Source organism: Crystallibacter degradans, from assembly GCF_012952295.1.
GTDB classification, from domain to species: Bacteria; Actinomycetota; Actinomycetes; order Actinomycetales; family Micrococcaceae; genus Crystallibacter; species Crystallibacter degradans.
In genome coordinates, this window is record NZ_JABBCH010000002.1 from 360453 (window position 1) to 385115 (window position 24663).

The 24663-nt window shown below is 63.2% G+C and carries 16 protein-coding genes and 2 pseudogenes; 9 read left to right on the forward strand and 9 right to left on the reverse strand.

The features are described from left to right. The first annotated feature begins 11 nt into the window (after positions 1-11). From hglS to HGO92_RS05440, 4 genes are all read left to right on the forward strand, one after another. A complete protein-coding gene (hglS, locus tag HGO92_RS05425; protein WP_169992610.1) occupies positions 12-1430 on the forward strand; it encodes a 2-oxoadipate dioxygenase/decarboxylase in 1419 nt (472 codons plus the stop codon). A 72-nt stretch (positions 1431-1502) separates the two neighbouring features. Beyond that, on the forward strand, positions 1503-3032 hold the full coding sequence (amaB, locus tag HGO92_RS05430; protein ID WP_169992612.1) for an L-piperidine-6-carboxylate dehydrogenase: 1530 nt from the start codon (positions 1503-1505) through the stop codon (positions 3030-3032). 113 nt (positions 3033-3145) lie between these two features. Continuing rightward, positions 3146-4300 (forward strand): Glu/Leu/Phe/Val family dehydrogenase, encoded by a 1155-nt coding sequence (locus HGO92_RS05435; protein ID WP_346768862.1) that lies wholly within the window; start codon positions 3146-3148, stop codon positions 4298-4300. Positions 4301-4328: 28 nt separating this feature from the next. Beyond that, a complete protein-coding gene (locus tag HGO92_RS05440; protein ID WP_169992613.1) occupies positions 4329-7229 on the forward strand; it encodes an FAD-binding and (Fe-S)-binding domain-containing protein in 2901 nt (966 codons plus the stop codon). A 641-nt stretch (positions 7230-7870) separates the two neighbouring features. On the opposite strand, the gene HGO92_RS05445 is transcribed toward HGO92_RS05440, so the two are convergent. Together HGO92_RS05445 and HGO92_RS05450 are read right to left on the reverse strand one after the other, a co-directional pair. Continuing rightward, entirely contained in the window at positions 7871-9349 is a 1479-nt protein-coding gene (locus HGO92_RS05445; RefSeq protein ID WP_169992615.1) for an NCS1 family nucleobase:cation symporter-1, read from the reverse strand. Positions 9350-9543: 194 nt separating this feature from the next. After that, positions 9544-11154: a DUF6986 family protein gene (locus HGO92_RS05450; RefSeq protein ID WP_240974421.1), complete on the reverse strand. Its 1611-nt coding sequence runs from the start codon at positions 11152-11154 to the stop codon at positions 9544-9546. Between the two features lie 113 nt (positions 11155-11267). Here HGO92_RS05450 and HGO92_RS05455 point away from each other — a divergent pair, with 113 nt between their 5' ends. Together HGO92_RS05455 and HGO92_RS05460 are read left to right on the forward strand one after the other, a co-directional pair. Continuing rightward, positions 11268-12206, forward strand: a complete 939-nt coding sequence (locus HGO92_RS05455; RefSeq protein WP_240974422.1) for a polysaccharide deacetylase family protein — start codon at positions 11268-11270, stop codon at positions 12204-12206. A gap of 535 nt (positions 12207-12741) precedes the next feature. Further along, positions 12742-13404 (forward strand): helix-turn-helix domain-containing protein, encoded by a 663-nt coding sequence (locus HGO92_RS05460; RefSeq protein WP_169992616.1) that lies wholly within the window; start codon positions 12742-12744, stop codon positions 13402-13404. Between the two features lie 391 nt (positions 13405-13795). On the opposite strand, the gene HGO92_RS05465 is transcribed toward HGO92_RS05460, so the two are convergent. From HGO92_RS05465 to HGO92_RS05475, 3 genes and pseudogenes are all read right to left on the reverse strand, one after another. Next, positions 13796-14212: a hypothetical protein gene (locus tag HGO92_RS05465; RefSeq protein WP_169992618.1), complete on the reverse strand. Its 417-nt coding sequence runs from the start codon at positions 14210-14212 to the stop codon at positions 13796-13798. Between the two features lie 117 nt (positions 14213-14329). Next, positions 14330-14892: pseudogene (locus HGO92_RS05470) on the reverse strand (MOSC domain-containing protein). A 111-nt stretch (positions 14893-15003) separates the two neighbouring features. Next, entirely contained in the window at positions 15004-15891 is an 888-nt protein-coding gene (locus HGO92_RS05475) for an EamA family transporter (protein WP_240974423.1), read from the reverse strand. Positions 15892-15975: 84 nt separating this feature from the next. Between HGO92_RS05475 and HGO92_RS05480 the strand changes: the two genes are divergently transcribed. Further along, entirely contained in the window at positions 15976-16875 is a 900-nt protein-coding gene (locus HGO92_RS05480; RefSeq protein WP_169992619.1) for a LysR substrate-binding domain-containing protein, read from the forward strand. A 167-nt stretch (positions 16876-17042) separates the two neighbouring features. Next, positions 17043-17555, forward strand: coding sequence for a hypothetical protein (locus HGO92_RS05485; protein WP_169992621.1), 513 nt, complete (start codon positions 17043-17045; stop codon positions 17553-17555). A 227-nt stretch (positions 17556-17782) separates the two neighbouring features. Here the strand turns inward: HGO92_RS05485 and HGO92_RS05490 are convergent. Next, positions 17783-17977, reverse strand: a pseudogene (locus HGO92_RS05490) (GMC oxidoreductase); the annotation flags it as partial. A 456-nt stretch (positions 17978-18433) separates the two neighbouring features. Here HGO92_RS05490 and HGO92_RS05495 point away from each other — a divergent pair. Then, entirely contained in the window at positions 18434-19210 is a 777-nt protein-coding gene (locus HGO92_RS05495; protein WP_169992623.1) for a type 1 glutamine amidotransferase domain-containing protein, read from the forward strand. 76 nt (positions 19211-19286) lie between these two features. Here HGO92_RS05495 and HGO92_RS05500 read toward each other — a convergent pair whose 3' ends face one another. The 3 genes from HGO92_RS05500 to betT are packed head-to-tail and all read right to left on the reverse strand — an operon-like array spanning position 19287 to position 24628. After that, a complete protein-coding gene (locus tag HGO92_RS05500; protein ID WP_169992625.1) occupies positions 19287-20927 on the reverse strand; it encodes a GMC family oxidoreductase in 1641 nt (546 codons plus the stop codon). After that, on the reverse strand, positions 20928-22424 hold the full coding sequence (locus HGO92_RS05505) for an aldehyde dehydrogenase family protein (RefSeq protein WP_169992626.1): 1497 nt from the start codon (positions 22422-22424) through the stop codon (positions 20928-20930). After that, on the reverse strand, positions 22421-24628 hold the full coding sequence (betT, locus tag HGO92_RS05510) for a choline BCCT transporter BetT (protein ID WP_169992628.1): 2208 nt from the start codon (positions 24626-24628) through the stop codon (positions 22421-22423). Before betT ends, HGO92_RS05505 begins: the two co-directional genes overlap by 4 nt. Between the last annotated feature and the right edge of the window lie 35 nt (positions 24629-24663).

The window sequence follows — 24663 nt, forward strand, 5'->3', positions numbered from 1 at the left end:
GAACGACAGCCATGAACTTCAAGAGCTCGTGGGAGCTCCGGGCCAAGTTCGCCCAGAGCCTCTCGACAATGTATGGCAAGGAGGTGCCCGCCTACAACACCTTGGTCGAGGTCTCCACCAAGGTGAACGAGGAGTACCTGCGCCGGCACGGTGCTGCAGCGGAGCGGTTGGGCAGCATCAACCGGGTCACCGCGGAGCGCCACGGTGCCATCCGCGTGGGCTCCGAGCGCGAGATGTCCCAGGTAGCCCGGGTGTTCGCCGCTTTCGGCATGTACCCGGTGGGTTTCTACGACCTGCGGGACGCCTCATCATCCGCGGTACCCGTGGTCTCCACGGCGTTCCGTCCCATCGATACCGACGAACTGGCCAAGAATCCCTTTCGGGTCTTCACCTCCATGCTTGCCGTTGAGGATCCGCGCTTCTTCAGCCTGGACCTGCAAAAGGAACTGACGGCATTCTTCGACAAACGCGAGCTCTTCGGCGATGAACTCCTGGAGTTGTCCGACCGTGCTGCGGCCGATGGGGGACTGGCCGGGCCTGAAGCCGACCGGTTGCTGGAGCTGGCCACCGCCGCTTTCGAGCTGTCCGCGGATCCGGTAGACCACGACTGGTACCGCCGGCTTGAGGCGATTTCGGCTGTAGCTTCCGATATCGGCGGCGTCACCAGCACCCACATCAACCACCTGACCCCGCGCGTTCTCGACATCGATGCCCTTTACTCAGGCATGGAGTCCTTGGGCATCAAAATGATCGACGAGATCCAGGGTCCGCCCGGTTGGGACGGCCCGGATGTGCTGCTGCGCCAGACCTCCTTCAAGGCTCTTGGCGAGGAACGCCTGTTCCGTCACGCGGATGGCTCCATCAAACCGGGGGAGCTGCGGGTTCGCTTCGGCGAAGTGGAAGCACGCGGGATCGCGTTGACTCCCGCCGGCCGCGATGTCTACGACCGGATGGTTGCCGAGGTGGACAACCGTCTGAACGAAAGTCCGGGACAGGCCCGTCAGGAGATCGCCCGCGCCGTGTGGGAAGAGAACCTGCCGCGGACGGAGGCCGAACTCGCGGCGAAGGGCCTGGCATTCTTCACCTTCGCCGCACACCCCGAGAAGCTCAGCGGCGCGCAGACCGGTCCCGTCACACTGGCCGAACTGATCGCCACCGGTGCAGCCGTCCCGCAGCCGATCGTCTACGAGGACTTCCTCCCTCGGTCCGCGGCAGGGATCTTCCAATCCAACCTCGCCGACGAAGGATCCAAGAACGAGGCCGAACGGGCCGCCGACTACGACATCCACCGGATGACCCGCATCGTCGGACGAGAGGTCCGCGATCCCTACGAGCTCTACCAAGCCCAGCAGGATGCGTCCGTCGCCGAAATCTCGGCTGCGCTCGGCGTCGAAATCGTCCCGGACGCCGTCGTCGTTTCTGCCAGCTGAATCTAGACCACCAACGTCCCGCCCGATTTCAGGCGGGGACCCAGAAGTACAACACCGAACAGGAGCAATCCCATGACTGAGACCCTGACCGAGACCAGCAAACTTACCGAGCGCGTCCGCGCCTCCCTTCAGGCCTGCGGCGTCGCCGCGGAAGCCTACGGCGATGACCATGACTCGTTCTCCCCGCTGACCGGCGAGCGGCTGGCCACCCTCCGCAGCAGCACCCCGGAGGAAATCGACGGCGCCATTGCCGCCGCCCACGAGGCTTTCAAGACCTGGCGCAACGTTCCGGCACCCGAGCGCGGCAATGTGGTCAAGCGCTGGGGTGAACTGCTTACCGAACACAAGCAGGACCTGGCCAACATCGTCCAGGCCGAAGCAGGCAAAATCACCTCCGAGGCGCTGGGCGAAGTCCAGGAAATGATCGACATCTGCGACTTCGCCGTTGGCCAGTCCCGCATGTTGTACGGCAAGACCATGCCCTCCGAACGTCCGGGCCACCGTCTCATGGAGACCTGGCACCCCCTGGGCGTAGTTGGAGTCATCTCCGCCTTCAACTTCCCGGTAGCGGTCTACTCCTGGAACACCGCGCTGGCCTTGATCGCCGGCGACACCGTGGTGTGGAAGCCCTCGGGCATGACCATGCTCTCTGCACTTGCCGCCGACGCCCTGCTGGCGCGCGCCGTCGCCGAGTCCGAGGCTCCGAAGGACATCCACCAACTGGTGGTCGCCAACCGCGAAGGCGGCCAGAAGCTCGTAACGGATCCGCGCGTTGCCCTTGTTTCCGCTACGGGTTCTGTCCGGATGGGGCGCGAGATCTCGCCGCAGGTGGCGGAGCGCTTCGGGCGGGTCATTCTGGAACTCGGCGGCAACAACGGCGCCATCATCACACCCAGTGCTGATCTGGATCTGGCCCTGCGCGGCATCGTCTTCTCGGCCGTCGGCACCGCCGGCCAGCGCTGCACCTCCATGCGGCGGCTCTTTGTCCACGAATCCGTGGTGGACCAGCTGACCGAGAAGCTCGTGGCAGCGTATGGAACGTTGAGCATTGGCAGCCCGCTGGAAGAGAAGAACCTGGTGGGCCCGCTGATCAACGAGGGCTCCTTCCAGGCCATGCAGCAGGCGCTGTCCGACGCACAGGCCCAGGGCGGCACGGTGCTCACCGGCGGCAAACGCGTGCTGGCTGACGAGACTCCGAATGCCTACTATGTCGAGCCGGCCATCGTGCGCATGCCCGGGCAGAGCAAGGTGGTCCATGAGGAGACCTTCGCTCCCATCCTGTATGTGATGACCTACTCGGACCTTGACGAGGCGATCGAGATGCACAACGCGGTTCCGCAGGGCCTGTCCTCCGCCATCTTCACGCAGGACCAGGGCGAGGCAGAGCGTTTCATCTCCGCCTCGGGCTCGGACTGCGGCATCGCCAACGTCAATATCGGCACCTCAGGCGCGGAGATCGGCGGCGCATTCGGCGGCGAGAAGGAGACCGGCGGCGGCCGCGAATCCGGCTCCGACTCCTGGAAGGCGTACATGCGCCAGGCGACCAACACGGTCAACTACTCGGGCAAGCTGCCGCTGGCCCAGGGCGTCGAGTTCATCTAACCCGCAAAATCCAGGTACGACGACGGCGGTGCCAGCGCCGCCGTCGTCGTACCTCGGGCGCGTCCCGGCAGCGGCCGGTTCAGGAAACCAGATTCACCGAAGGAGTAAGCACCGTGGCTAACGTGTTCGACATGATGGACGAGTGGGGACCGGAAAAGATTGTCGCCGTCAGCGACGCGAAGACCGGGATGAAGGGTGTCCTGGTCATCGACAACACTTCCCGCGGCATCGGCAAGGGCGGCACCCGGATGCAGCCCACCGTGTCCGTGGAGGAAATTGCCCGGCTGGCACGCGTGATGACCTGGAAGTGGGCCGGTGTGGACCTCTTCTACGGTGGCGCCAAAGCCGGCATCCAGGCCGATCCGAACTCTCCCTATAAAGAGGAGATCCTCCGAGCGTTCGTCCGCAGGCTGCGCAACGAGGTGCCGGAGGAATACGTTTTCGGCCTCGACATGGGACTGACCGAGAACGACGCAGCAATCATCAACGATGAGCTCGGCACCCGGGGCGCCGCCGTTGGCACGCCTTACGATCTCGGCGGCATTCCCTACGACCAACTTGGGATCACCGGCTACGGCATCGCCGAGGTTGTCGACGAGGCAGCTTCGGCTATCGGGCTGAGCGGGAAGCGCGTTGCTCTTCAGGGCTTCGGCGCGGTCGGCCACGCCGCAGCCGAGCGGCTCCACCGGCTTGGTTATCAGGTGGTGTCGGTGTCTACCGCGGCTGGTGCGCTGCATGACCCGAACGGCCTGGACGTTCCCGCCCTGCTTGAGCTGCGCCGCGACCTCGGCGACGCCTTTGTCAGCGCCCTGCCCGAGCTGAAAATCGAGGCCGGCAGGGAACTCTTCGTCGATGCAGACATTGTGGTCCCGGCCGCCCTGCAGGACGTGATTAGCGAATCCAGCGCCGCTGACATCAAAGGCCGACTGCTGGTTGAAGGCGCGAATCTGCCGACCAATGCAGCAGCGCAGGCCGTCCTGCGTGACGCAGGAATCACAGTGGTCCCGGACTTCATCGCCAATGCCGGTGGCGTGGTCAGCGCAGCCTTCGCGATGGACGCCCGCTACTCGGCGTTCCGCCCGGAGACCGGCCAGATTTTCGAGGCGGTTTCCACCAAGTTGCGTGCCAACGCAGTGCAGGTACTGGACGAAACCGGGCGCCGCGGCGGAACCAGCCACGAGGCCGCCCGCGGCTTGGCGCAGGAACGGGTGAAGCGCGCCATGGAGTTGCGCGGCAAGTCCCTGCGCGCCGACGTCGTTCCCGACTAGGACCCGGGAACAGGACGGAAAGGACATCATGAACATCGAAGCCGTGGTCCGCGAATTGGAACAGGCGCTGGAAGGTGAAGTCTCGGCCGACACCGGACGGCTGGCCCAGTACAGCACCGACGCATCCAACTACCGGATCCCGCCGCAGGTCGTCGCCCTGCCGCGAGGGGAGGACGACGTCGTCGCCGCGGTGCGCATCGCAGCGTACCACGGGCTGCCGGTCACCGTCCGCGGCGGCGGCACGTCCTGCTCAGGCAATGCAGTGGGACCGGGCCTCGTGCTTGATGTCAGCCGGCATATGAACCGGGTGGTGTCCATCGATCCGGAGGCCCGCACCGCCGTCGTGCAGCCCGGGGTAGTGCTGGCCGATCTGCAGACAGCCGCTGCTGCCCATGGACTACGGTTCGGTCCTGATCCCTCCACCGCTACCCGGTGCACCCTCGGCGGGATGATCGGCAACAATGCCTGCGGTCCGCACGGACTGGCCTATGGGCGCACCGCCGACAACGTAAGGAAACTTCGCTGGTTGACCGGGACCGGCGAAGTCCTCGAACTTACCGCCGGCCAGGATTCTCTGGATGCGGTACCCGGCCTCAAGGACTTCGTGATGGCCAACCTTGGCCTGATCCGCACAGAGTTCGGCCGCTTCGGCCGCCAGATTTCGGGCTACAGCTTGGAGCACTTGCTGCCTGAGAACGGCTGGAACATCCCCGCCGCGCTCGCCGGCACCGAGGGTACCTGCGGCATCATTCTCGAGGCCGAGGTGGATCTGGTGCCGCGTTCGGCTGCACCTGCCTTGGCGGTGCTCGGTTACCCTGACATGGCCAGCGCCGCGGACGCGGTGCCGGCGCTCCTGCCGCACAAGCCGCTGGCTTTGGAAGGGCTGGACGCCGCGCTCGTCGAGACGATCCGGAACTCGCCCCGCGGTGCCACCATGCCCACTCTGCCCAAGGGCAACGGCTGGCTCATGGTGGAAGTGGGCGGTGCGGATGACGCGGAGGCCCTCGCCGCCGCCCAGGCACTTGTGCGCGACGCAGGCGCTCTCGACGCCGTCGTACTGCCATCCGGTCCCGAGGCCAAGCGACTCTGGCAAGTGCGCTCCGATGGAGCCGGGCTGGCCGGGCGCACGGCAGCCGGTGCCCAGGCGTGGCCAGGGTGGGAGGATTCGGCCGTCCCACCGGAGCACCTGGGCGACTATCTGCGCGATCTCGCGGCCCTTATGGAAAGGCGGAACCTTTCCGGGCTCGCGTACGGTCACTTTGGTGACGGCTGCGTCCACCTGCGTATCGATTTCCCTCTGGAAGCAGGCGGCGAGGCCATGCGCGGATTCCTCACCGAAGCCGCGGAACTGGTAGCCCGCTACGGAGGGTCACTCTCCGGGGAACACGGCGACGGGCGTGCGCGCGGGGAACTCCTCCACACCATGTACTCGCCGGAGGCAATCGCCGCGTTCTCCACCTTCAAGACGTTCTTCGACCCCGCCGGCGTGCTCAACCCCGGCGTCGTCGTCGACCCGGACCCGCTGGATGCCTCGCTGCGCCGTCCGCAGGCCGTGAACCTTCTGGCCAGTGACGGCTTCGCCTTTGCGCACGATGGCGGGAACATCACCGATACGCTGCACCGCTGCGTCGGCGTGGGCAAGTGCCGGGCCGATCTGCGCCAGGAAGGCGGGTTCATGTGCCCGTCGTTCCAAGCCACCCGGGACGAGGCACAATCCACCCGAGGACGAGCACGCGTGCTGCAAGAAATGCTCAACGGCGGGATTGTGGAGATCGGCTGGTCCTCTCCCGAAGTCCACGACGCGTTGGACCTCTGCCTCAGTTGCAAAGCCTGTGCCAATGATTGCCCCACGGGCATCGACATGGCCATGTATAAATCGGAAGCCCTGCACCAGACGTACAAGGGCCGCCTGCGTCCCTTGGCCCATTACACCTTCGGTCGGTTGCCGCAGTGGTTGCGCCTCGCCGGCCCGTTCGGACCTCTGATAAATACGGTCAGCCGCGTTGAACCGCTGCGGAAGCTGATGATGCGGCTGGCCGGCGCCGACCCGCGTAGGGGACTGCCGGTGTTCCCGGAGCGGCCCTTCCGGGCTTTGGAGGCTGCGCCCATTGCTAAGGTGGCCGTTGCCCAAGCGGACAGCAGCTCCGCCATGGCGGAAGGAACCGGGGGACACCCCGTGCTCCTCTGGGTCGACTCGTTCTCCGATGCAATGGGCCCGGAGGTTGCACTGGCTGCCGTGAAAGTGCTCCGCGCAGCAGATTGTGACGTGCAGCTTGCCGGGCCCGGCGTCTGCTGTGGCCTGACCTTGATCACCACAGGGCAGTTGACGGCTGCCAAGGCCAAATTAACCAAGACGCTCGATGTGCTTCACCCGCAGGTGGAAGCCGGCCGCACCGTCGTCGGCCTCGAACCGTCCTGCACGGCCGTGCTCCGTTCCGACCTGCTGGAACTTCTGCCGGATGATCCGCGGAGCCTCGAGGTGTCACGCGCCACGAAGACCGTCGCGGAATTTCTGGGATCGATAGGGTGGACGCCACCGGCTGCGGCTGAGAAGCTGCTGGTTCAACCCCACTGCCACCAACACTCGGTCATGGGATACCAGAAAGACCTCTCCCTGCTGCAGACGATGGGATGCGACGTCGAGGTTTCCAGCGGTTGCTGCGGCCTGGCGGGAAACTTTGGCATGGAGAAAGGCCATTACGAGATCTCGGCCAAGATCGCCGAAGACGGCATCCTCAAGAAGGCGTCCGCCGATCCGGAACGTGCCATCATGGCCGACGGCTTCAGCTGCCGAACCCAAGTGGCTGACTTAGCAGGTCTGGATTCCAGACACTTGGTCCAGGTCATCGCGGACGCCCTCGATAAGGAATCAACCCTGTCGCAAAGCGCGTCCAGTCGACCAGTCTCTGCTCGCTCGTGTCTGGATTGAGGAGCGCAGCTACAGAAGCAAGAGCGTAGTCGCCGAGCTTCAGCTTTCTGATGTTGGTGATCTGTAGCCTGATACTGATGGTTTCGGTAATTTTGTGGCCCCCTATGTAAAGTGCTGCCCTTGAGGAGAGCCCTTGCGGTCATGCAATTGCAGGCTATGGACTATGGTTGCCGCTTTGCCCGATATGTTCCCTCTACTCGAGGTTCGTCTTCCTATCACGATTGGGCTGGGGTCAGTTCGTAGGTCAGGCGAAAGGTATGGAATCGATCAGTTCCAGGGTGTGTAGTGGCTGGTTGCGAGGACGCCACGCCGGTCCCCGCGGAGTGCGCGGTACTGGAGTGTCTGGGAGACCTAATCCAGCATGTGCTCGGCCCAGGCTGGGGTGCTAGCCGTGATCCCGATGTGGAATAACGGGAGTCTGTTCATCATGGAGGTTCCTTGTCATGTGGCTGCGTTTCTAACCTACGCAGGGCAGGCGCAGGCGTTCTGCCGTATTAACGGGGATTGCCTGTCAGCAAAGAGCTGACAGGCAATCCCACTGACAACGTTCAGTGGACGGAGCAGGTGGTGCGGCGCCGTTCTGCTCTCGGTGTAGAGGAAGTGTCATCAGCCCATACAAAACTAGGGGTGGGCGGGCTGAGTTAGACCGGATCAGGAACTTCGGCGGCCTCCTGGGAGAGATCCGCTGTCCGGGAATGGATATTCGGGCGTGCGCGGTTGATCACAAGGCACATGATCGCGCCGAGAAGCGTCCCGATCGGCCATGAGAACGCATGGACTGCGGAGAAGACAGGAATAAGGGCGAGGCACAGGGTAACTATGCCTGAAATGGTCAGTGCGTATACGGAGTTGAGGTTGGTCCCGCGCGTATAGAAGTACTTTCCGTCCGGATTGTCCTTGTAGAGACTGTCTGCGTTTACCTGGCCCTTCCTGATCAGATAGTAGTCGGCCATGATGATGCCAAAGAGAGGACCCATGAGGGCGCCGATGCCGCCCAGGAACATGTTCACCACAACCGGGTTGGAATAAAGGTTCCATGGCAGTATCACAATTGAAAGGACGGCGGTGATCACTCCGCCTGTTTTGAAGCTGATGTATTTCGGCGCAAGATTTGCGAAATCGTATGCCGGGGATACGAAGTTCAGAATGATGTTGATGCCGGCGGTGGAGACGCCTATGGCAATAATTGCAAGCAGCAGTACGGTGATATTGTCGATGTCGCGAATCAGCACGATCGGGTCGTCGATTGCTTTTCCGTAGACTTCTGCCGAAGCCAGGGTGATCACCATGGCGACCAGGCAGAACGCGATGCCGTTGATCAACAGGCCCAAGCGGTTTCCGTTGACTACGGTCTTGCGGTTGGGCGCTAAGCGTGTGAAATCTGCAAAGTTGAGTACCGGGCCGCTGAGGAGGGCAACGATCAGGAAGACTGCTGATGCCATGGCCACTATGGAGGGGCCGAAGCTTAGGGGGGCGCTTCCAATGTGGTAGCTCCAGTCCAGGGTCCAGTTGGCGCGGTTCAACGTCCACACGGCCAGGGCTATCATGGCCACCCAAATGGCGGGTCCGGCAAAGTCGGAAAGTTTTCGGACGGATTCCATGCCGCGGTAGAGCACGATCAGCTGTGCTGTCCACAGCGTGAGAAAACATATCCATCCCAGGGGCGATAAGCCAAGGAAACTGGACTCGGTAAGCGCCTCGGATGCGGGCATTATTTTCAAGGCGAGGATCATGATGACTACGGAAGCCAAATAGGTTTGGATGCCATACCAGGCGACTGCCACAACTGCCCTTAGCAGCGCCGGAATGTTTGCGCCGTAAACGCCGAAGCTTGCCCGGGCAAAGACGGGGAACGGGACGCCAAGTTTTTGTCCTGCGACTCCCATCAGGTTGCTAATGAAATAGATGATTACGACACCGATACAGAGAGCAACTGCCAGTTGCCAGCCCATCAGGCCCAGTACCAGGAGGCCGACGGCCGCGGTGTAATCGGCGAGGCTGTGCCAGGCTGACATCCACCATGCAAATAGATCCCAGGTTTTCCACGTTCCCTTACCTGTGCGTGGTGCAAGATCTTCGTTGTACAGGCGGTCGCTATAGCCTTGAGGTATTTCTCCCATGTCTACTCCTTTGTAATGCGTGGGCAGAATGAATTACCGAAATGTAGTGACGTGCAAGATGAATCACGTGTTCGTGAAAAGAAAGAGGCCATGCGGACAAGATCTTCGCAACAGGCACGCGGTCTTATCTTGTGGATCTGCTGAAGCCGGTCGCCATGAAGCGGCTGTTGTTTCAGGGCCTCGTCGGTGAGCCGTTAATGCAGGTTCGTTCGTTCAAAGGCGATTGAGTCCAGGGTTTCACCGGACAGCCCGGTTGCTCCTTCGACTTCGGATTCGCTGAGTGCGCCGCATTGGAGGCCGCGGATGATGAACCAAGCCAGGGCGCGTGCGGTGGCCGGTTCGTCCGTGGATGCGCCGGCGCCGGGGCCACCCGTATATGCTGCGATCCTCCGGGCCGCGGCCGCGAAACTTCTCCGGTAAAAGGCGAACGTGACGGCGTACCTCGTCACCAGCTGGGCGGGATGCATGTCCCAGCCCTGGTAGTAGCCTCTGTGCAGGGATCGTTCAACGAGCTGCGCGTGGTGCCGTAAACCGAAGCGTATTTCGTCGTCGCTGCCGACGGGGAAAATGATGCTGGCACCGTCGGAGAGGCGGACGCCCGTGCCCGCGGCAGCGACCTGCATCACGGCTTTAGCATGATCTGCAACGGGATGGGCCATGCTCTGATGCTCAGCTGCGATACCGCAGGCGGCGGAGTAGTCATAGGCGCCGTAGTGCAAGCCCGAGCAGCGGCCGGAAGCCACGGCAATCATGCGGGCGACGGCCGCGGTGCCATCTGAAGAAAGTATTGACTGCGGCGTTTCAACTTGGATCTCAAATCGCAGCGCACCGCGGCTCAAACCACCGCTATTCTCCAGATGTTCGCAGACGGCCACCATGGCCTCTACTTGCTCAACGGCCGTCACCTTCGGAAGCGTAACGGTAAAACCCTCCGGCAGCCTGCCGTCCGTGACCATCAGCCCGACAAATCGGGCAAATGTCTGGATGCCGCGGCGCCGTGTCGGTTCTTCGAAGGACTTGAACCTGATGCCAAAGAACGTCGGAGCCTCACCTTCCTCGATCGCAGCCTTCAGGGAGGCGGAAGCCTCCTCGACGGCAGCGTTCTCGGCATCATCGCTACGACTACCGAAACCGTCTTCAAAATCAAGGCGGAGATCCTCGATTGGTTCACGCGCCAGTTTCGCACGAACGAGCGGAAGCACTTCTGACGCGAGCTCCAGCGGAGCATTAATGATCGAGGCCAGGGCATCGGCCGTTCCGGCGAATGAATCCAACACCTCTGTTGCTTCCCGGCCCCATTCCCCGGGGATGCCGGGATGGTACGTATCGGCCGGAATGTAGCAGGTGTGGACAGGCTGGCGCGTCCCGCGGTCGCCTGGATAACTCGTGCGCAGCCGGGCATCCACGTGCCAAAGGCTGCGGTCAATCGAATCCAAAAGATTTTCCATGGGATCAACTGCCGCAACTGCGACAGACGATGATCTAGCGGTAGGAGCGTTCATGATGCGTTTCTTTCTGATGGGTTCACGAGGTCCGGTATGAGAAGTGGGGGCACGTGAAGCGGTACTGGAGAGATACGGCAGGATCTGAATGCGGCTGCCCGGTGAACACGGGAATCTCTTCATGGGAGACGGTGCCCGATGCAGCTTTTCGGTAGTCAAAGTAAAGAATGAAAGAGCCATCCTGTCAAGCAGTTGCTTACCAAGATTTTTCCGCGAGGAACTATCTGTACTCCGGGAGGAACTACCTGTACGGAGATGGCAAGCAATCGTGCTTGTGAAATTGTTTAAGCAATTGCTTGACAAGTTCCGGTTTTCGTCGGTTCAATGAGAGCACCATTCAGTTGAGGCGTGGCTCACACCGGCACGTGTGCGGGTGGAATTCCTACACGCCTCTTCACCTCAGAGGAAGACAATTCATGGAACAGATGGACCGCTTGCACATTCCGGGGCCTGCGCGCGATTTCGTAGGGTATGGACCCGCGGTACCCAAGGCGTTTTGGCCGGAGGATGCCACGCTGGCATTGAATTTTGTCATCAATTACGAAGAAGGATCCGAGTACTCCCATGGCGAAGGGGATCGGAGGAATGAGGATGGGGCGGAATTGCCGGCCGGGTGGGGCATGGATCCACAGGATCGGGACTTGTGCGCGGAATCCGTCTTCGAGTACGGCAGCCGCGCTGGCATTTGGCGCCTGCTGCGCCTCTTTGATGAGTACGGGCTGAACGCAACGCTTTTCGCTTGTGCCCTTGCCGTTGAGCGTAATCCTGCTGTTGGCGAGTGGGTCCAAAGGGCCGGCCACGATGTCCTGTGCCACGGTTGGCGCTGGAGCAAAACGTGGGAGCTTTCTCGTGAAGAAGAGCGGGAGCGCATTGCCCTGGCGGTTAAATCCATCACCGATACCTGCGGAGCACCACCTTCCGGCTGGTACTGCCGTTACTCAGCCAGCGTTAATACACGGGAGTTGATCGCCGAATATGGAGACCCCTTTATATATGACTCCGATGCGTACAACGACGACCTGCCGTACTTTGCGGATGTCAAGGGAACCCGTCAGCTGATAGTGCCGTACAACAGCCTGCCCTATAACGACGCTCGGGTAACGAGTGGCATGACGCCTGCGGATTATGTTGACATGTGCAAACGCGGTATCGATGAATATCGGCGGGAGGGCCTGGCCGGGTACCCAAAGATGATGACAGTGGGGCTCCACGCGCGCTGGGCCGGACAAGCGAGCCGAGCCTCAGCTGTAAGGGAGATAATCGAATACGCGCAGAGCCTGGGGGATGTGTGGATCGCCAGGCGCCTTGATATTGCCAATTGGTGGCTCAAAAACCATGAATCCTTTGGTTCATAGGACTGCTCCTCACCCTTCCTGTCTCATGGTTAAACTGTATGGCCGACGGCAGAGCCGTACCTAATGGATATATCCCCATGCCCCTTGTCGATGTCGCGGCAACCATCGACAAGGGGCAATCCGCATGCGTGCGGCCTTGCATCGCGTCATGCGAAGCGTCTCGAATCGTGGCTGATATCTGCATCGTCTCGCAGCCAGACCCATTTTTGTTTGAGCTCTCCGTGAGTATGACGCCTCAGTGTCCGACCCTGGTCTCACCGACTGGTTTTGAAACTCGTTTATCTTCGCAGGTAGCATCCGGGCGCATATTGCGGGAAGCTCCGGCGGTCGTTCCCGCGTCCAGTAACCGCGAACTGGAGGCGGAACCAACTGCACATGAAACAAGGCACCGACATCCAGTCGTCGGGTCAGGTTCAGCTACGGCTTTCGCATCGTGACATCATGAGTATGTACAGCAAAGCGGCCAGTGTTGACGAGTTTTGAAAAATCAAGCGTTGCCCGAACTACATCGGAGCCAGGCATAGGAGCGGAGGCGTTGAACATCGATAGTGCGGTATCCCCGGACTTCACACATACCAGTGATGTCGGACAGCGTCTACGTTTCCTGCGTCAACAAAGAAACCTCACTCTTCGTCAGCTCGCACATCGTCTGGGGATCAGCGCCAGTGCCCTTTCCCAAATGGAGACAGGGCGTCGGCGGCCTTCCCTTCAGCGGCTCCATCAGATAGTCGCTGAACTTGGGTTTCCGCTAACGGCAGTTTTCGACAACGAGCCTCAAGGCTCCGTAAACGTACCCAAAGCAAAGCTGGCCGATGCAAACACACTTACTCCTTCTGTCGAAATACGCGGTGCGCTCATACAACGCGCGCAGCAAGCACCGACCATGATTCTTAGCGGCGGAATCGAATGGCGTGGGGCGTCGCCGATCCATATGGAGGGCGTTGACGTACTCCGGGTCACGTACCCACCCCATTCCGCTCCTTCAGGATTGATGACGCATGAAGGGGTGGAAATCGTGCATGTCATATTTGGAGCCCTGGACTTTGAGGTAGGCGGCGAAACCCACCACTTAGAAGAAGCGGATTCAATAATGTACCAGTCCACTACGCCGCATAAAGTCAGCAACCCAAACAGCAAAGCAGCCAGCGCGATTTGGGTGGTCAGCGGGGACAACTGCGCATTCGAAGTTGGAACGTAATTGTGCTTGTCTCGCGTTAGCTGAGACCAGGGCCGCCGCAACAAGTCATACCACCTGCAGGTCACCGGCGAGCCGTTGACGTTGGGCTAGGTCGACCTAGGCCTTCTAACAGCATTTTATATTCATGCCCGCGTGCTCATTAGCTCAGTACCAAGGCAGCGGCCGCGGAGGCGGGGCACCAGCGCCTGTCCTCGGGTTCTGCCGCGGTTCTGTCGCGCGGTGCGGCATGATCATGGCGGGGCGCCCGGAGGGTCACGCTGGAGACGTTTTCGGGTGCTTGGGGTCCGTCGCCGGCAGGTTACCGGTCTGTTCATTGTCGAAGGCGTTCAGGTGCGCCAGCCGGTACGCCAGGCGCATTGCTTGGCGGGCGGCTGCGATTTCGGCTTCGGGGCTACCGGCGCTTTGGTGCAGGTCGGCTGCCCATTTCGAATTCCTGCGCCGCCTCCAGGTGGCGGCCTTCTTCGAGGAGTCGGCGCCCGGTGTGGTGGTGGACGCCGGCCTCCGCGGCCGGGGTCCGGGCCAAGCGCAGGGCTTCGCCCTGCAGCCATGCTGCTTCGTCCCAGCGGTACTGGCATTGGTAGATATGTGCCAGCAGCAGCAACGGGCCGAACCGGTTGTCGGAGCTGGCGAGCAGTTCTTCGGCCCCGGCTGCTGCCTCATTGAGGCGTCCGTGCTGGCACAGCGCCCAGATCCGTTTCATCGGCGTGCCCTCACTGGCCTGCGCCCGGGCAGCGTCGGGTTCCAGGAGCAACTTGCGCAGGGTGCCCTGGTCCGGGACCCCGAGCGGTCCGGGGGCTTTCTCATCCATGGCTCTAGCGGGCAGGCTTTCTGGAACGGGAAACAGGGAACGGCCGCGCGGACCGGATATGTCAGCGTAAGGCATTCCAGGGTAAGTTGAAACGTTTTATGTATTTTGCTCCAGAAATTAAGGTAGGCGTCCAGCTCTGAGCCTCACTGGTGCGCCAGCCTGTTCGGGCTGGAGCGGTACCGGGCTGAGTAGCACTGCAGGCCCGCGGTGAAGGACGCCGTTGGACAGCGGCTGGCAGCGCAAACCACCTCGTCCGCGCATAGCGGCGTGGGCACCGGGAGCCAACATCCGGTCCATCCAGACACAGGGATGGGCATGCCGTCCGCCCCGCAGCTGCACGATTTCGCCACGGGATTCCAGCGCGAATTCTTCGCCGATCAGCGGCGCCAAATGGGCACCGCGCAGGACCACGTTGCGACGGGTCAGCAGCGGGTCAAATCGAGCTCGGCGGCGATGGCCTCGAGGGATTCGACGGCCATCAGCGTGACGGCTGCGTCCATATGCGCTGCCTTGCCGAAGAACCTGTCCCCGACGATGCCTTTGCCTGCAATCACTTCGATCCGGTCGAGATCCGCGGTGGGAACGCTGGCGGCGCCGTCGTTAGCCCTGCCGAAGTAGACATGGCCCGACGACACCAGCAGGTGCAGGATCTCCACGCTGTACCTGTACGTCGTCGTCATTTCACCGCCACTCCCTGACTGCTCCATTTGTCTGTAGGGCGAACCTATCGGTTCGGAGTGTGCCGTGTATACGGCGACGTGCTGCTGCGGATTCGGTAGTTGTTGTCGGCTCTATGTGATAGGCAGGGTTTCGGGGCTGGTGGTAACCGGAGGGCGGTTTCCTGTGCGGGTGGCGCCGATGCCGGCGGCGATGACCAGGGCGATCCCGAGGATCGCGAAGGGACTGGGCACCTGGCCGAGGAAGGCGAGGCCGACGATCATGCCGATGGCCGGTTCCAGGCACATCAGTGTGCCGAAGGCCGCGGCGGTGAGCCGTCGCAGGGCCAGCAGTTCGAGGCTGAACGGTACTACCGGCAGCAGCAGCGCAAGCCCGACGCCGACCAGCAGCAGGCGCCAGTCGAGGTGGGCGAACGCTTCCGGCCCCACCGTGAATGTTGCGACGAGCGCCGCGACGGGCATGGACACGGCCAGGGCGCCAAGTCCTTCGGCGGCATCGCCCGCCCGCTGGGTAAGGAGGATGTAGGCGGCCCAGCAGAGGGCCGCGCCCAGCGCGAAGAGCACTCCCACGCCGTCGGTCTGGCCATGCCAGGGCTCGGTCAACGCGACTACGCCTGCGCCGGCTACGAGTGCCCACAGCCGCGACACCCCTCGCCCGCGGACCAAGGCCACGCCCAGCGGGCCGAGGAACTCCAGTGCGACGGCGGTGCCCAAGGGCAGTCGTTCGGCCGCGGCCATGAACAGGATGGTCATGCCGGCCGTGGCCACGCCGAGCAGGACGCAGGTGCGCAACGCAGTCGCGCTGAAGCGGATCCGCCAGGGGCGGGCGATGGCAACCAGGATCACGGCCGCCCAAGCCAGGCGAAGCCACGCGACGCCTCCGGCGCCGAGCCGGTCGACGAGTCCCACGGAAACGGCCAGACCTATCTGAACGCAGCACATCGCGGCGAACGCCATGGCGGTGCCGGAGGTCGTGCCGGAGATGCGGAGCGCAGTTGTCATCCCACTAGTAGAACCGGATTCCTCCATCCACGTCCACGTGATAATCATGTGCATACCGTTCAGGAAACATGGACAATCAGAAGGGTGGATATTCGACGGCTCCGAACGCTGCTTGAGCTCTCGCGCAGCGGCTCGATGCGGGAAGTGGCCGACCTGCTCGGCACCACCACCTCGACGGTCTCGCAGCAGATCGCGCTGCTCGCGCGCGAAACCGGTGCGGTGCTTTTGGAGCCTGAGGGTAGGGGAGTGCGCCTCACGCCAGCCGGACGGCGGCTTTCCGAGCACGCGGCCACTATCCTCGCCGCGGTCGAGGCCGCGCGGGCCGATCTCGATCCGGAAGCCGCGCCTTCGGGCACCCTCCGCGTGGCCGGTTTCGCCACCGCAATCCGCAGGAACATCATCCCCACCGTCAACGAGGCCGCGGTTAGCCATCCAGCACTGCGGATTGCCGTTCAGGAACATGAGCCCGCCGAGGCGCTCGAAATGCTCCTGGCAGACAGGACGGACCTCGCGCTGACCTACGACTACAACCTCGCCGCGGTACTCGACGATCCCCGGCTCGACAGGCTTCCTCTCTGGTCCACACCCTGGGGCCTCGGCGTCCCCGCGGATGACAAGCAAACGGTGCAAGGCAACGCCCCCGAGGTTTTCAGGGCGTTCCGCGACCGGGACTGGGTCGGCAACTCCCGCAATCTGGCGGACGAAGTGGTGGTGCGGTCCATCGGTTCCCTCGCCGGCTTCGAACCCCGCCTTCGCCACGAAGCCGACAGTCTCGATCTCGTCGAAGACCTCATCCTTGCAGGCATGGGCGTTGGACTGTTGCCCGCGGATAGGAAGCCGCCACCGGGCGTCGTAATCATCCCGCTCGCCGAGCCCGAAGTCCGGCTACGCGCCTATGCCCATACGAGGAAAGGGCGCACCACGTGGCCGCCGTTGCGCTATGTGCTTGCCCGACTCGAACCGGGCGACCTAATCGAAAGGTGAATGGGTCCCAGCTACGATCGCGATTTTTCCTTCATTAATATGCCTATCGGAGGACGTCTTCTGCCGTTCACCTCGGACCCCCCCCAGAGTGGTGGCTCATCCGTTGGTTGCCCTAGGGCGCCGCTAGGATTAGGGAGACTTGACAGGACGACGGACGGAACGACGGCATGAGCTACAAGAACGAAGGGGAGATCAAGCAGGCGCTTGGTATCGATTCATGGCGGAATCTCTCCAAGGACAAGATAATCAAGTTCGCAGTCATGATGCCTCACATGGACACGGAGCTGGCTCTAAAAATCGTTGAGCAGTTCCCCGTGTTCAAAGAGTTCGCCATCGATGCTGTGGATGTGATGGAGAAAGTGCACGAGTCCACGCTCTCAGCCAACAAGCAGAGTCAAGAGCATGTCCACCAAGCCTTCCGGGAAATCAGGGAAATCCTCAAGGGCGAACTTAGCAAGGACGGCCTGAGTTGGGACGAGAAGAAGTTTCTCATCGAGCAAATTCAGGAGACTGGAAGGCTAGACTTCCAAAAGGACAGTGAGAATAAGCAGCTCTTGGACGGGTGGCTCAACAAGGTGTTAGTAGGTGCTGGTGCTGCACTCACCCTGGGCGTAATTTTTGTCGGCGGCAAAGTCATGTCCGAAAGTAAAGACAGCCCCGATGGACCCCTGGAAGCCTGAGCGTCAGCGCGGCATAGGCTGCGTCCGAGAAACTGTCCTTGAAGTCCGCACTTCTTACTTGACTAGGTGCAGGTAGTGTCGCGACGGTGTTGATTCGGTGAAACTGGTACGCCTGCCGAATTCGATCTCGTTGCAGTCCGGGTAACGGAAGGCGCCTTGCGGACGTCGTTATCGTAGGTTTCGCACGCTTGGTGGCGGGAGCATGATTTTGCTTCCGCCAACAACGGTTAGACGAGGGACGCGCTGAGGTTCGCGTCCGCCGTCGTTGTTTGAATGGTTTGGCTGGCGCGGATGAGGTCGGCGCAGCGCTCTCCCATCATCATGCCCGTGAGGTTGGGGTTGACGGTCACGTGCTCGGGCATGACCGAGGCGTCGGCGACGCGCAGGCCGGTGCGGACGAGGTTGTGTTGCGGGTCCATCGGTTCCCTCGCCGGCTTCGAACCCCGCCTGCGCCATGAAGCCGACAGTCTCGACCTCGTCTAGGACCTCATCCTTGCGGCATGGGCGTCGATCTGCTGTCCGCGGATAGGAAGCCGCCGCCCGGCGTCGTAATTCTCCCGCTCGCCGAGCCCGAAGTCCGGCTTCGCGCCTATGCCCATACGAGGAAAGGGCGCACCACGTGGCCGTCGTTGCGCTACATTCTTGCCCGCCTCGAAGCGGGAGCGCGCCAGAGGCCCTCCCCGCCGCCGCGAGGAACGGGTACCGCTACAAGCCTCGGTTTTCCAATCATCGAGGTTCGGCCGTTCCGCCTCCCAACGTGATGCCCTTGCCACGGCGGAGAGGTCATCGCGCGCGGACGAATTCGTACGGTTCCACCAATAGGGAGGACCTGAATCTGGGCTAGGCGTAGGGTGGAATCTAGACGATAGGAGCACTTCATGAAGAAAATCCTCATGGTACTGACCAGCGTTTCCGAGATCGGCGATACGGGCGAGAAGACTGGCTACAACGTGGCCGAGGCTGCACATCCCTGGAAGGTCTTCAAAGATTCAGGGCATTTCGTCGACTTCGCGTCCATCCAGGGCGGTCAGCCCCCGCGCGATGACGTGGACTCGGAAGATCCTATCCAGGTTGCCTTCACGAAGGACGAGGTCACGCGGGCTGGGCTTTACAACACTGCCCGCGTTGACGTCGTTGATCCCAGCCAGTACGACGCCGTCTACCTCGTGGGAGGTCACGGCACCATGTGGGATTTCCCGGATAGCGAAGGCTTGCAGAATCTGGTGGCCAGCGTTTACAACGTCGGCGGCGTGGTGGGCGCGGTCTGCCACGGGCCGGCCGGCCTGCTGAACGTGGAATTGGAGAACGGGCTTCGCCTCGTCGAGGGCCGGAGGGTGGCGGCATTCACCAACGAGGAGGAGGTGGCCGCAGGGAAGGACAAGGTCATCCCGTTCTTTTTGGCAGACCGACTTGAGGAACAGGGCGCCACCCACGTCTCCGCTGATGTCTTTGAGGAGAAGGTTGTAGTTGACGAACGGCTGGTGACCGGCCAGAACCCGGCTTCAGCCGCCGGCGTGGCCAAGGAGATGGAGAAGCTCCTTGCGGAGGTCATCCACCAGGAAAAAGCCGAGGAACAGCACGAGACGGAGACTTTGCGCGCCGAGAAGGACGCCGAGAAAAACGCCAAGAAGGCTGCCGCAGAAGCGGAGCACTAACACCAACAGCGCGCTGAAACCGACGGCCACCCTGACGACAGGGCGGCCGCCAGTTGGCGTACAGGCCGGGAACTTTTTAGACGAGGGACGCGCTGAGGTTGGCGTCCGCCGTCGTTGTTTGAGTGGTTTGGCTGGCGCGGATGAGGTCGGCGCAGCGCTCGCCGATCATCATGACGGTGAGGTTGGGGTTGACCGTCACGTGCTCGGGCATGACCGAGGCGTCGGCGACGCGCAGGCCGGTGACGCCCTTGACGCGCAGCTCGGGGTCGAGCGGCGACATCGCGTCCTCGGGCGGGCCCATGCGGACGGTGCCGACGGGGTGGTAGACCGTGTTGTGCGTTTTGCGGATGTAGTCGCGGAGTTCCTCATCGGTCTGTGCCTCGATGCCGGGGGACAGCTCGCGGCCGGCCCATTCGGCCATGGCGGGCTGGGCGGCGATTTCGCGGGCCTTGCGGATGCCGGCGACCATGACGCGCATGTCGTGGCCCTCGGGGTCGGTGAAGTAGCGCGGGTCCACCATCGGCTTGTCCCGGAAGTCGCGGCTGCGCAGCCGGACGGTGCCGCGGGAGCGTGCGTGCGTGACGTTCGGGGTGAGGCTGAAGCCGTTCTCCGTAGTGGGGTAGCCGTGCCGCAGGGTGTTCATGTCGAAGGGCACGCTGCCGTAGTGCATCATCAGGTCCGGGCGGTCCAGGCCCTCCTCAGTGGGCGTGAAGATGCCGATCTCCCACCACTGGGTGGAGGTTTGGACCATCGGCTGCTTGGCCTCGAACTGGACGACGCCTTCGGGGTGGTCCTGCAGGTGTTCGCCGACGCCGGGGGCGTCGACCAGGACGTCGATGCCGTGCTCGGCGAGGTGGGCGGCGGGGCCGATGCCGGAGAGCATCAGCAGTTTCGGCGTGTCAATGGCACCGGTGGAGACGACGACTTCCTGCCGGGCAGTGAGCCGGTGCGTACGCCCGAAGGCGGAGTCCACAATATCGACGCCGGTGCAGCGCTTCTCGGCGTCGAACACCAGTTGGCGGGCGCGCAGGCCGGTCAGCAGGGTGAAGTTCTCGCGTTCCATGATCGGGTGGATGTAGGAGACGGAGCTGGAGGAGCGGGTGCCGTCCGCGCGGCGGTTGATCTGGAAGAAGTTGGCGCCATTGACTACGGTGGTGCCGTTGTTGAACTTGGCCCGCGGAATGCCGGCCTGTTCGCAGGCGTCCAGCAGGGCGACGCCGGCCGGGTCAGCCGGCGGGACGTTCATGACGTGCACGGGGCCTGAGTCCCCGTGGTGCGGGGCAGCCGGTCCGGCGTCCTCGTTGGTTTCCAGCCGCTTGTACAGTGGCCAGGCGTTCTCCGCGTTCCAGCCGGTGGCACCGTGCTTGGCTTCCCATTCGTCCAGGTCCTCGCGCGGGGCCCAGAAGGCGATGCAGGAGTTGTGGCTGGAGCAGCCGCCCATGACCTTGGCGCGGGAGTGCCGCATGAAGGAGTTGCCGTTCTCCTGCGGCTCGATTGGGTAGTCCCAGTCATAGCCGGATTCGAGCAGCTCCATCCAGCGGTCCAGCTGCAGGACCTCGGGGATGCTGCGGTCGTCGGGGCCTGCCTCGACCAGTGCCACGGTCACTTCGGGGTCTTCGCTCAGCCGAGCGGCGACGGCGGCGCCGGCGGACCCGCCGCCGATGACGATGTAGTCGAACTCCCGGTCCATCAGGTTGTCGATGTTGTCGAGATGCATTTAGTTCTCCTTGCCATGGTCAGCGAACCAGCCGGTTACCTGCGGGCTAGTGTTCTGGTAGATGTGCTTGGCTTCCTGGTACTCGGCCAGGCCGGTGGGGCCCAGCTCGCGGCCGACGCCGGACTGGCCGAAGCCGCCCCACTCGGCCTGCGGCAGATAGGGGTGGAAGTCGTTGATCCAGACGGTGCCGTGGCGCAGCCGGCCGGCCACGCGTTGCGCCTTGCCGGCGTCCTGGGTCCAGACCGCGCCGGCCAGGCCGTAGATCGTGTCATTGGCGGTGGCCACGGCCTCGTCCTCGGTGCGGAAGGTCTCGACCGTCACCACCGGGCCAAAGGCTTCATCGACGACGACGGACATTCCCCTGGTCACGCGGTCCAAAACCGTCGGCTGGTAGTAGAACCCGCCGTCGTACTTGTCCCCTTCAGGCGCCGCGCCGCCGCAGCGCAGCCGCGCACCCTCCTGCACTCCGCGCTGGACGTACGCGTCCACCTTCTCGCGGTGCGCCGCGGAAATCAGCGGTCCGGTCTCCGCGGCCTCGTCGAAGGGGCCGCTGAGGCGGATACCCTCGGCGCGGCGGACCAGCTCGTCGACGAAGCGCTCGGCGATCGATTCCTCGACCACCAGCCGTGCCCCGGCGGAGCAGACCTGCCCGGAGTGCACAAAGGCGCCGTTCAGCGCATTATCGACGGCGGCATCGAAGTCCGCGTCGGCGAACACCACGTTGGGGTTCTTGCCGCCCAGTTCCAGGGCCACCTTCTTGACCGTGCCGGCCGCGGCCGCGGCGATGCGCTTGCCGGTCTCCAGGCCGCCGGTGAAGGAGACAAGGTCGACGTCGGGATGTTCCGAAAGCGGTGCGCCCGCCTCCGCGCCGGGGCCGGTGACGAGGTTGGCGACGCCGTCCGGCAGGCCGAGGTCCTGAAGCAGCTGCATGGTCAGAATGGCCGTGGACGGGGTGAGCTCGGAGGGCTTGAGCACAAACGTGCAGCCGGCGGCCAGCGCGGGCGCGATCTTCCACGCGGCCTGCAGCAGCGGATAGTTCCACGGCGTGATCATGCCGCAAACGCCCACCGGCTCGTGGACAATACGGCTAACGACGGCGGGATCCCCGGCGTCGACCACGCGGCCAGCGTCCTGCCCGGCGAGCTTGCCGAAATAGTCGAAGCAGGCGGCAATATCGTCCATGTCGATGCGGCTTTCGGCCATGCGCTTGCCGGTGTCCAGCGACTCGGCGCGGGCGAACTTCTCGCGGCTTTCGCGCAGGCCGGCGGCGACCTTGAGCAGGAAAGCTCCGCGCTCGGGCGCCGGAACGGAGGCCCAGACACCCGAGTCGAAGGCGGTGCGGGCTGCGGCGATGGCGCGCTCGGCGTCGGCCCGGCCGGCCTCGGACACCCTGGCGACCAGTTCGCCGTCGGCCGGGTTGCGGATTTCCCGCACGGCATCGGATGCGGCCGGCTCCCAAGCGCCGTTGATGAACAGGGTGGAGGCGGTATCGGTCATGTTGTCTCCTTTGTAGGTGCGGCGACGGATTCGTCGACCGTGTTGTAGTCGGTTTCCCAGTCCGCCTTGGGCGGGACATTTTCGGCGACCGTGCTGTAGGTGAGGGTGTCGCAGTGACGTTGCAGGAATTCGAGGTGCACTTCGTAGTGGTCCAGTACGTCGGCGATGACCTCGTCCTTGCTGTAGCCCATGAGGTCGTAGCCGTGGCTGCCCTCGAGCGAGAACACCTCGATCCGGTAGTACCGCCCGCCCGCGGCGCTAGACAAGGCATGGGACGGGACGTTCCGCTGGACTGGGTAGATCTGGTACTTGAAGGTGCGCTCGCCGTCGAGCTCCACGCACAGGTCTGCGGTATCGATTCCGAAGGCCTCCACGGTGCTGGTCTCCAGCGTTGCCTTCAGCCCGCGGGCACGCAGGTCGTCACACACCTCGTTCAGCGCGGGAACCGCGACTGTGGAGACGAAGTTCTGGACCTGAGGGTGCCGGGGATAGTTCATGGCCCGGGCCAGACGCTGGCGCCAACCCCGGCGGCTGTCCGCGCCTCCCGGGACGTTCGTGCGCGAATTGAGCACGGAGTGCAGGCTTGTTTGGTAACTGTCCACCAGAGCGGTTTCCAGCCGCAGCGCCTTGTAGAGGCCCAGCATGATGAAGACCAGCACCACGGAGAACGGCAGCCCCATGATCACGGTGGCGCTCTGCAGCGTGGGGACCCCGCCGACCAGGAGCATTCCCAATGTCAGGAGGCCGGTGGCTACGGCCCAGAAGACACGCAGCCACTTGGGGCTGTCCGATTCTGCATCCTTCAGGTGCGAGCTGAAGTTGGCCATCACGAGGGCTCCGGAATCTGCACTCGTGACGTAGAACAGCAGCCCGGTGAAGGTGGCCACGGCCGCGCTGAGCGGGGCCATCGGGTACTGCTCGAGCAGCCCGTAGAAAGCGCGCTCCGGGTTGCTCATCGCCATTTCGCCGAACTCGGCGTTGCCGCCCATCACGATCTCGAGGGCGCTGTTGCCGAAGATCGAGATCCACAGCAGGATGAAGCCGAACGGCACCACCAGCACCCCGAAGACGAACTCACGCAGCGTGCGGCCGCGGGAAATGCGCGCCAGGAACAACCCCACGAAGGGAGCCCAAGCGATCCACCAGGCCCAGAAGAACAGCGTCCAGCCGTTGAGCCACTCGTCCGGCCGGTCGTAGGCGAAGGTGTTCAGCGCCATCGACGGGAAGCGGGACAGCGTATCGCCGATGTTGTTCACGATGCCGTCGAAGAGGAAGCGCGTGGACCCGGTGACGAGGATGAAGATCATCAGCGCGATGGCCAGGATGATGTTGAGCTCCGACAGCCGGCGGATGCCCTTCTCCACTCCGGTGAGCACCGAGACGGTCGCCATCACCACGGCCACGGCGATCAGCGCGATCTGCACAAGGGTGTTCTCGGGAATGCCGAACTGGAAACTCAGTCCGTAGTTGAGCTGTGCGACGCCGATGCCCAGGCTGGTAGCGATGCCGAAGATCGCGCCCAGCAAGGCAGCAATATCGACGGCGTGCCCCAGCGGCCCGTGGATCCGCTTGCCGAGGATGGGGTAGAGCGCGGAACGGATGCTGAGCGGCAGGTTGTGCCGGAAAGCGAAGTACCCGAGGGCCAGTCCCATCAGGGCATAAAGGCCCCAGCCCAGGATGCCGTAGTGGAACAAGGTCCAGACCATGGCCTGCCGGGCGGCTTCAATAGTGGAAGCTTCGCCTCCCGGCGGGGCCAAAAACTGGGTCACGGGCTCCGACACTGAGAAGAACATGAGGTCGATCCCGATGCCGGCGGCGAAGAGCATCGCCGTCCACGTGAACATGTTGAAGGTCGGGCGCGAGTGGTCCGGCCCGAGGCGGGTTTTTCCTACTCTGGATACAGCCACAAAGAGGACGAACGCGAGCACCGCGACGACGATCAGCGAGTACCACCAGCCGAAAGTCTCGCCCACCCACGTCACGGCCGTGCCGATCACGGCATCTGCCGATGCGCGGTCCAGGATGGCCCACAGCGCGATGCCAAGGACGCCTGCCGCCGAGCCGACAAAGACGGTCTTGTTCACCCGCGTCGGCGCTGCGGGATCGGGTCTTGGTTCGGGTAAAGGCTGAACGGTGTCCGTTGCGGGACGTTTATTGTCTTCTTCGTCGAGCCGCGGCTCGACAGTCTCAGGCGGCGTGCTCATATCGGTCTCGTACCTCGCATCGATAGCTGGTGCTG

Bases quoted from the DNA above. Each gene is read 5' to 3' on its own strand.
- hglS (WP_169992610.1), top strand. From the start codon at position 12: ATGAACTTCAAGAGCTCGTGGGAGCTCCGGGCCAAGTTCGCCCAGAGC.
- amaB (WP_169992612.1), top strand. From the start codon at position 1,503: ATGACTGAGACCCTGACCGAGACCAGCAAACTTACCGAGCGCGTCCGC.
- HGO92_RS05440 (WP_169992613.1), top strand. From the start codon at position 4,329: ATGAACATCGAAGCCGTGGTCCGCGAATTGGAACAGGCGCTGGAAGGT.
- HGO92_RS05445 (WP_169992615.1), bottom strand. From the start codon at position 9,349: ATGGGAGAAATACCTCAAGGCTATAGCGACCGCCTGTACAACGAAGAT.
- HGO92_RS05455 (WP_240974422.1), top strand. From the start codon at position 11,268: ATGGAACAGATGGACCGCTTGCACATTCCGGGGCCTGCGCGCGATTTC.
- HGO92_RS05465 (WP_169992618.1), bottom strand. From the start codon at position 14,212: ATGGATGAGAAAGCCCCCGGACCGCTCGGGGTCCCGGACCAGGGCACC.
- HGO92_RS05475 (WP_240974423.1), bottom strand. From the start codon at position 15,891: ATGACAACTGCGCTCCGCATCTCCGGCACGACCTCCGGCACCGCCATG.
- HGO92_RS05485 (WP_169992621.1), top strand. From the start codon at position 17,043: ATGAGCTACAAGAACGAAGGGGAGATCAAGCAGGCGCTTGGTATCGAT.
- HGO92_RS05495 (WP_169992623.1), top strand. From the start codon at position 18,434: ATGAAGAAAATCCTCATGGTACTGACCAGCGTTTCCGAGATCGGCGAT.
- HGO92_RS05500 (WP_169992625.1), bottom strand. From the start codon at position 20,927: ATGCATCTCGACAACATCGACAACCTGATGGACCGGGAGTTCGACTAC.
- HGO92_RS05505 (WP_169992626.1), bottom strand. From the start codon at position 22,424: ATGACCGATACCGCCTCCACCCTGTTCATCAACGGCGCTTGGGAGCCG.
- betT (WP_169992628.1), bottom strand. From the start codon at position 24,628: ATGAGCACGCCGCCTGAGACTGTCGAGCCGCGGCTCGACGAAGAAGAC.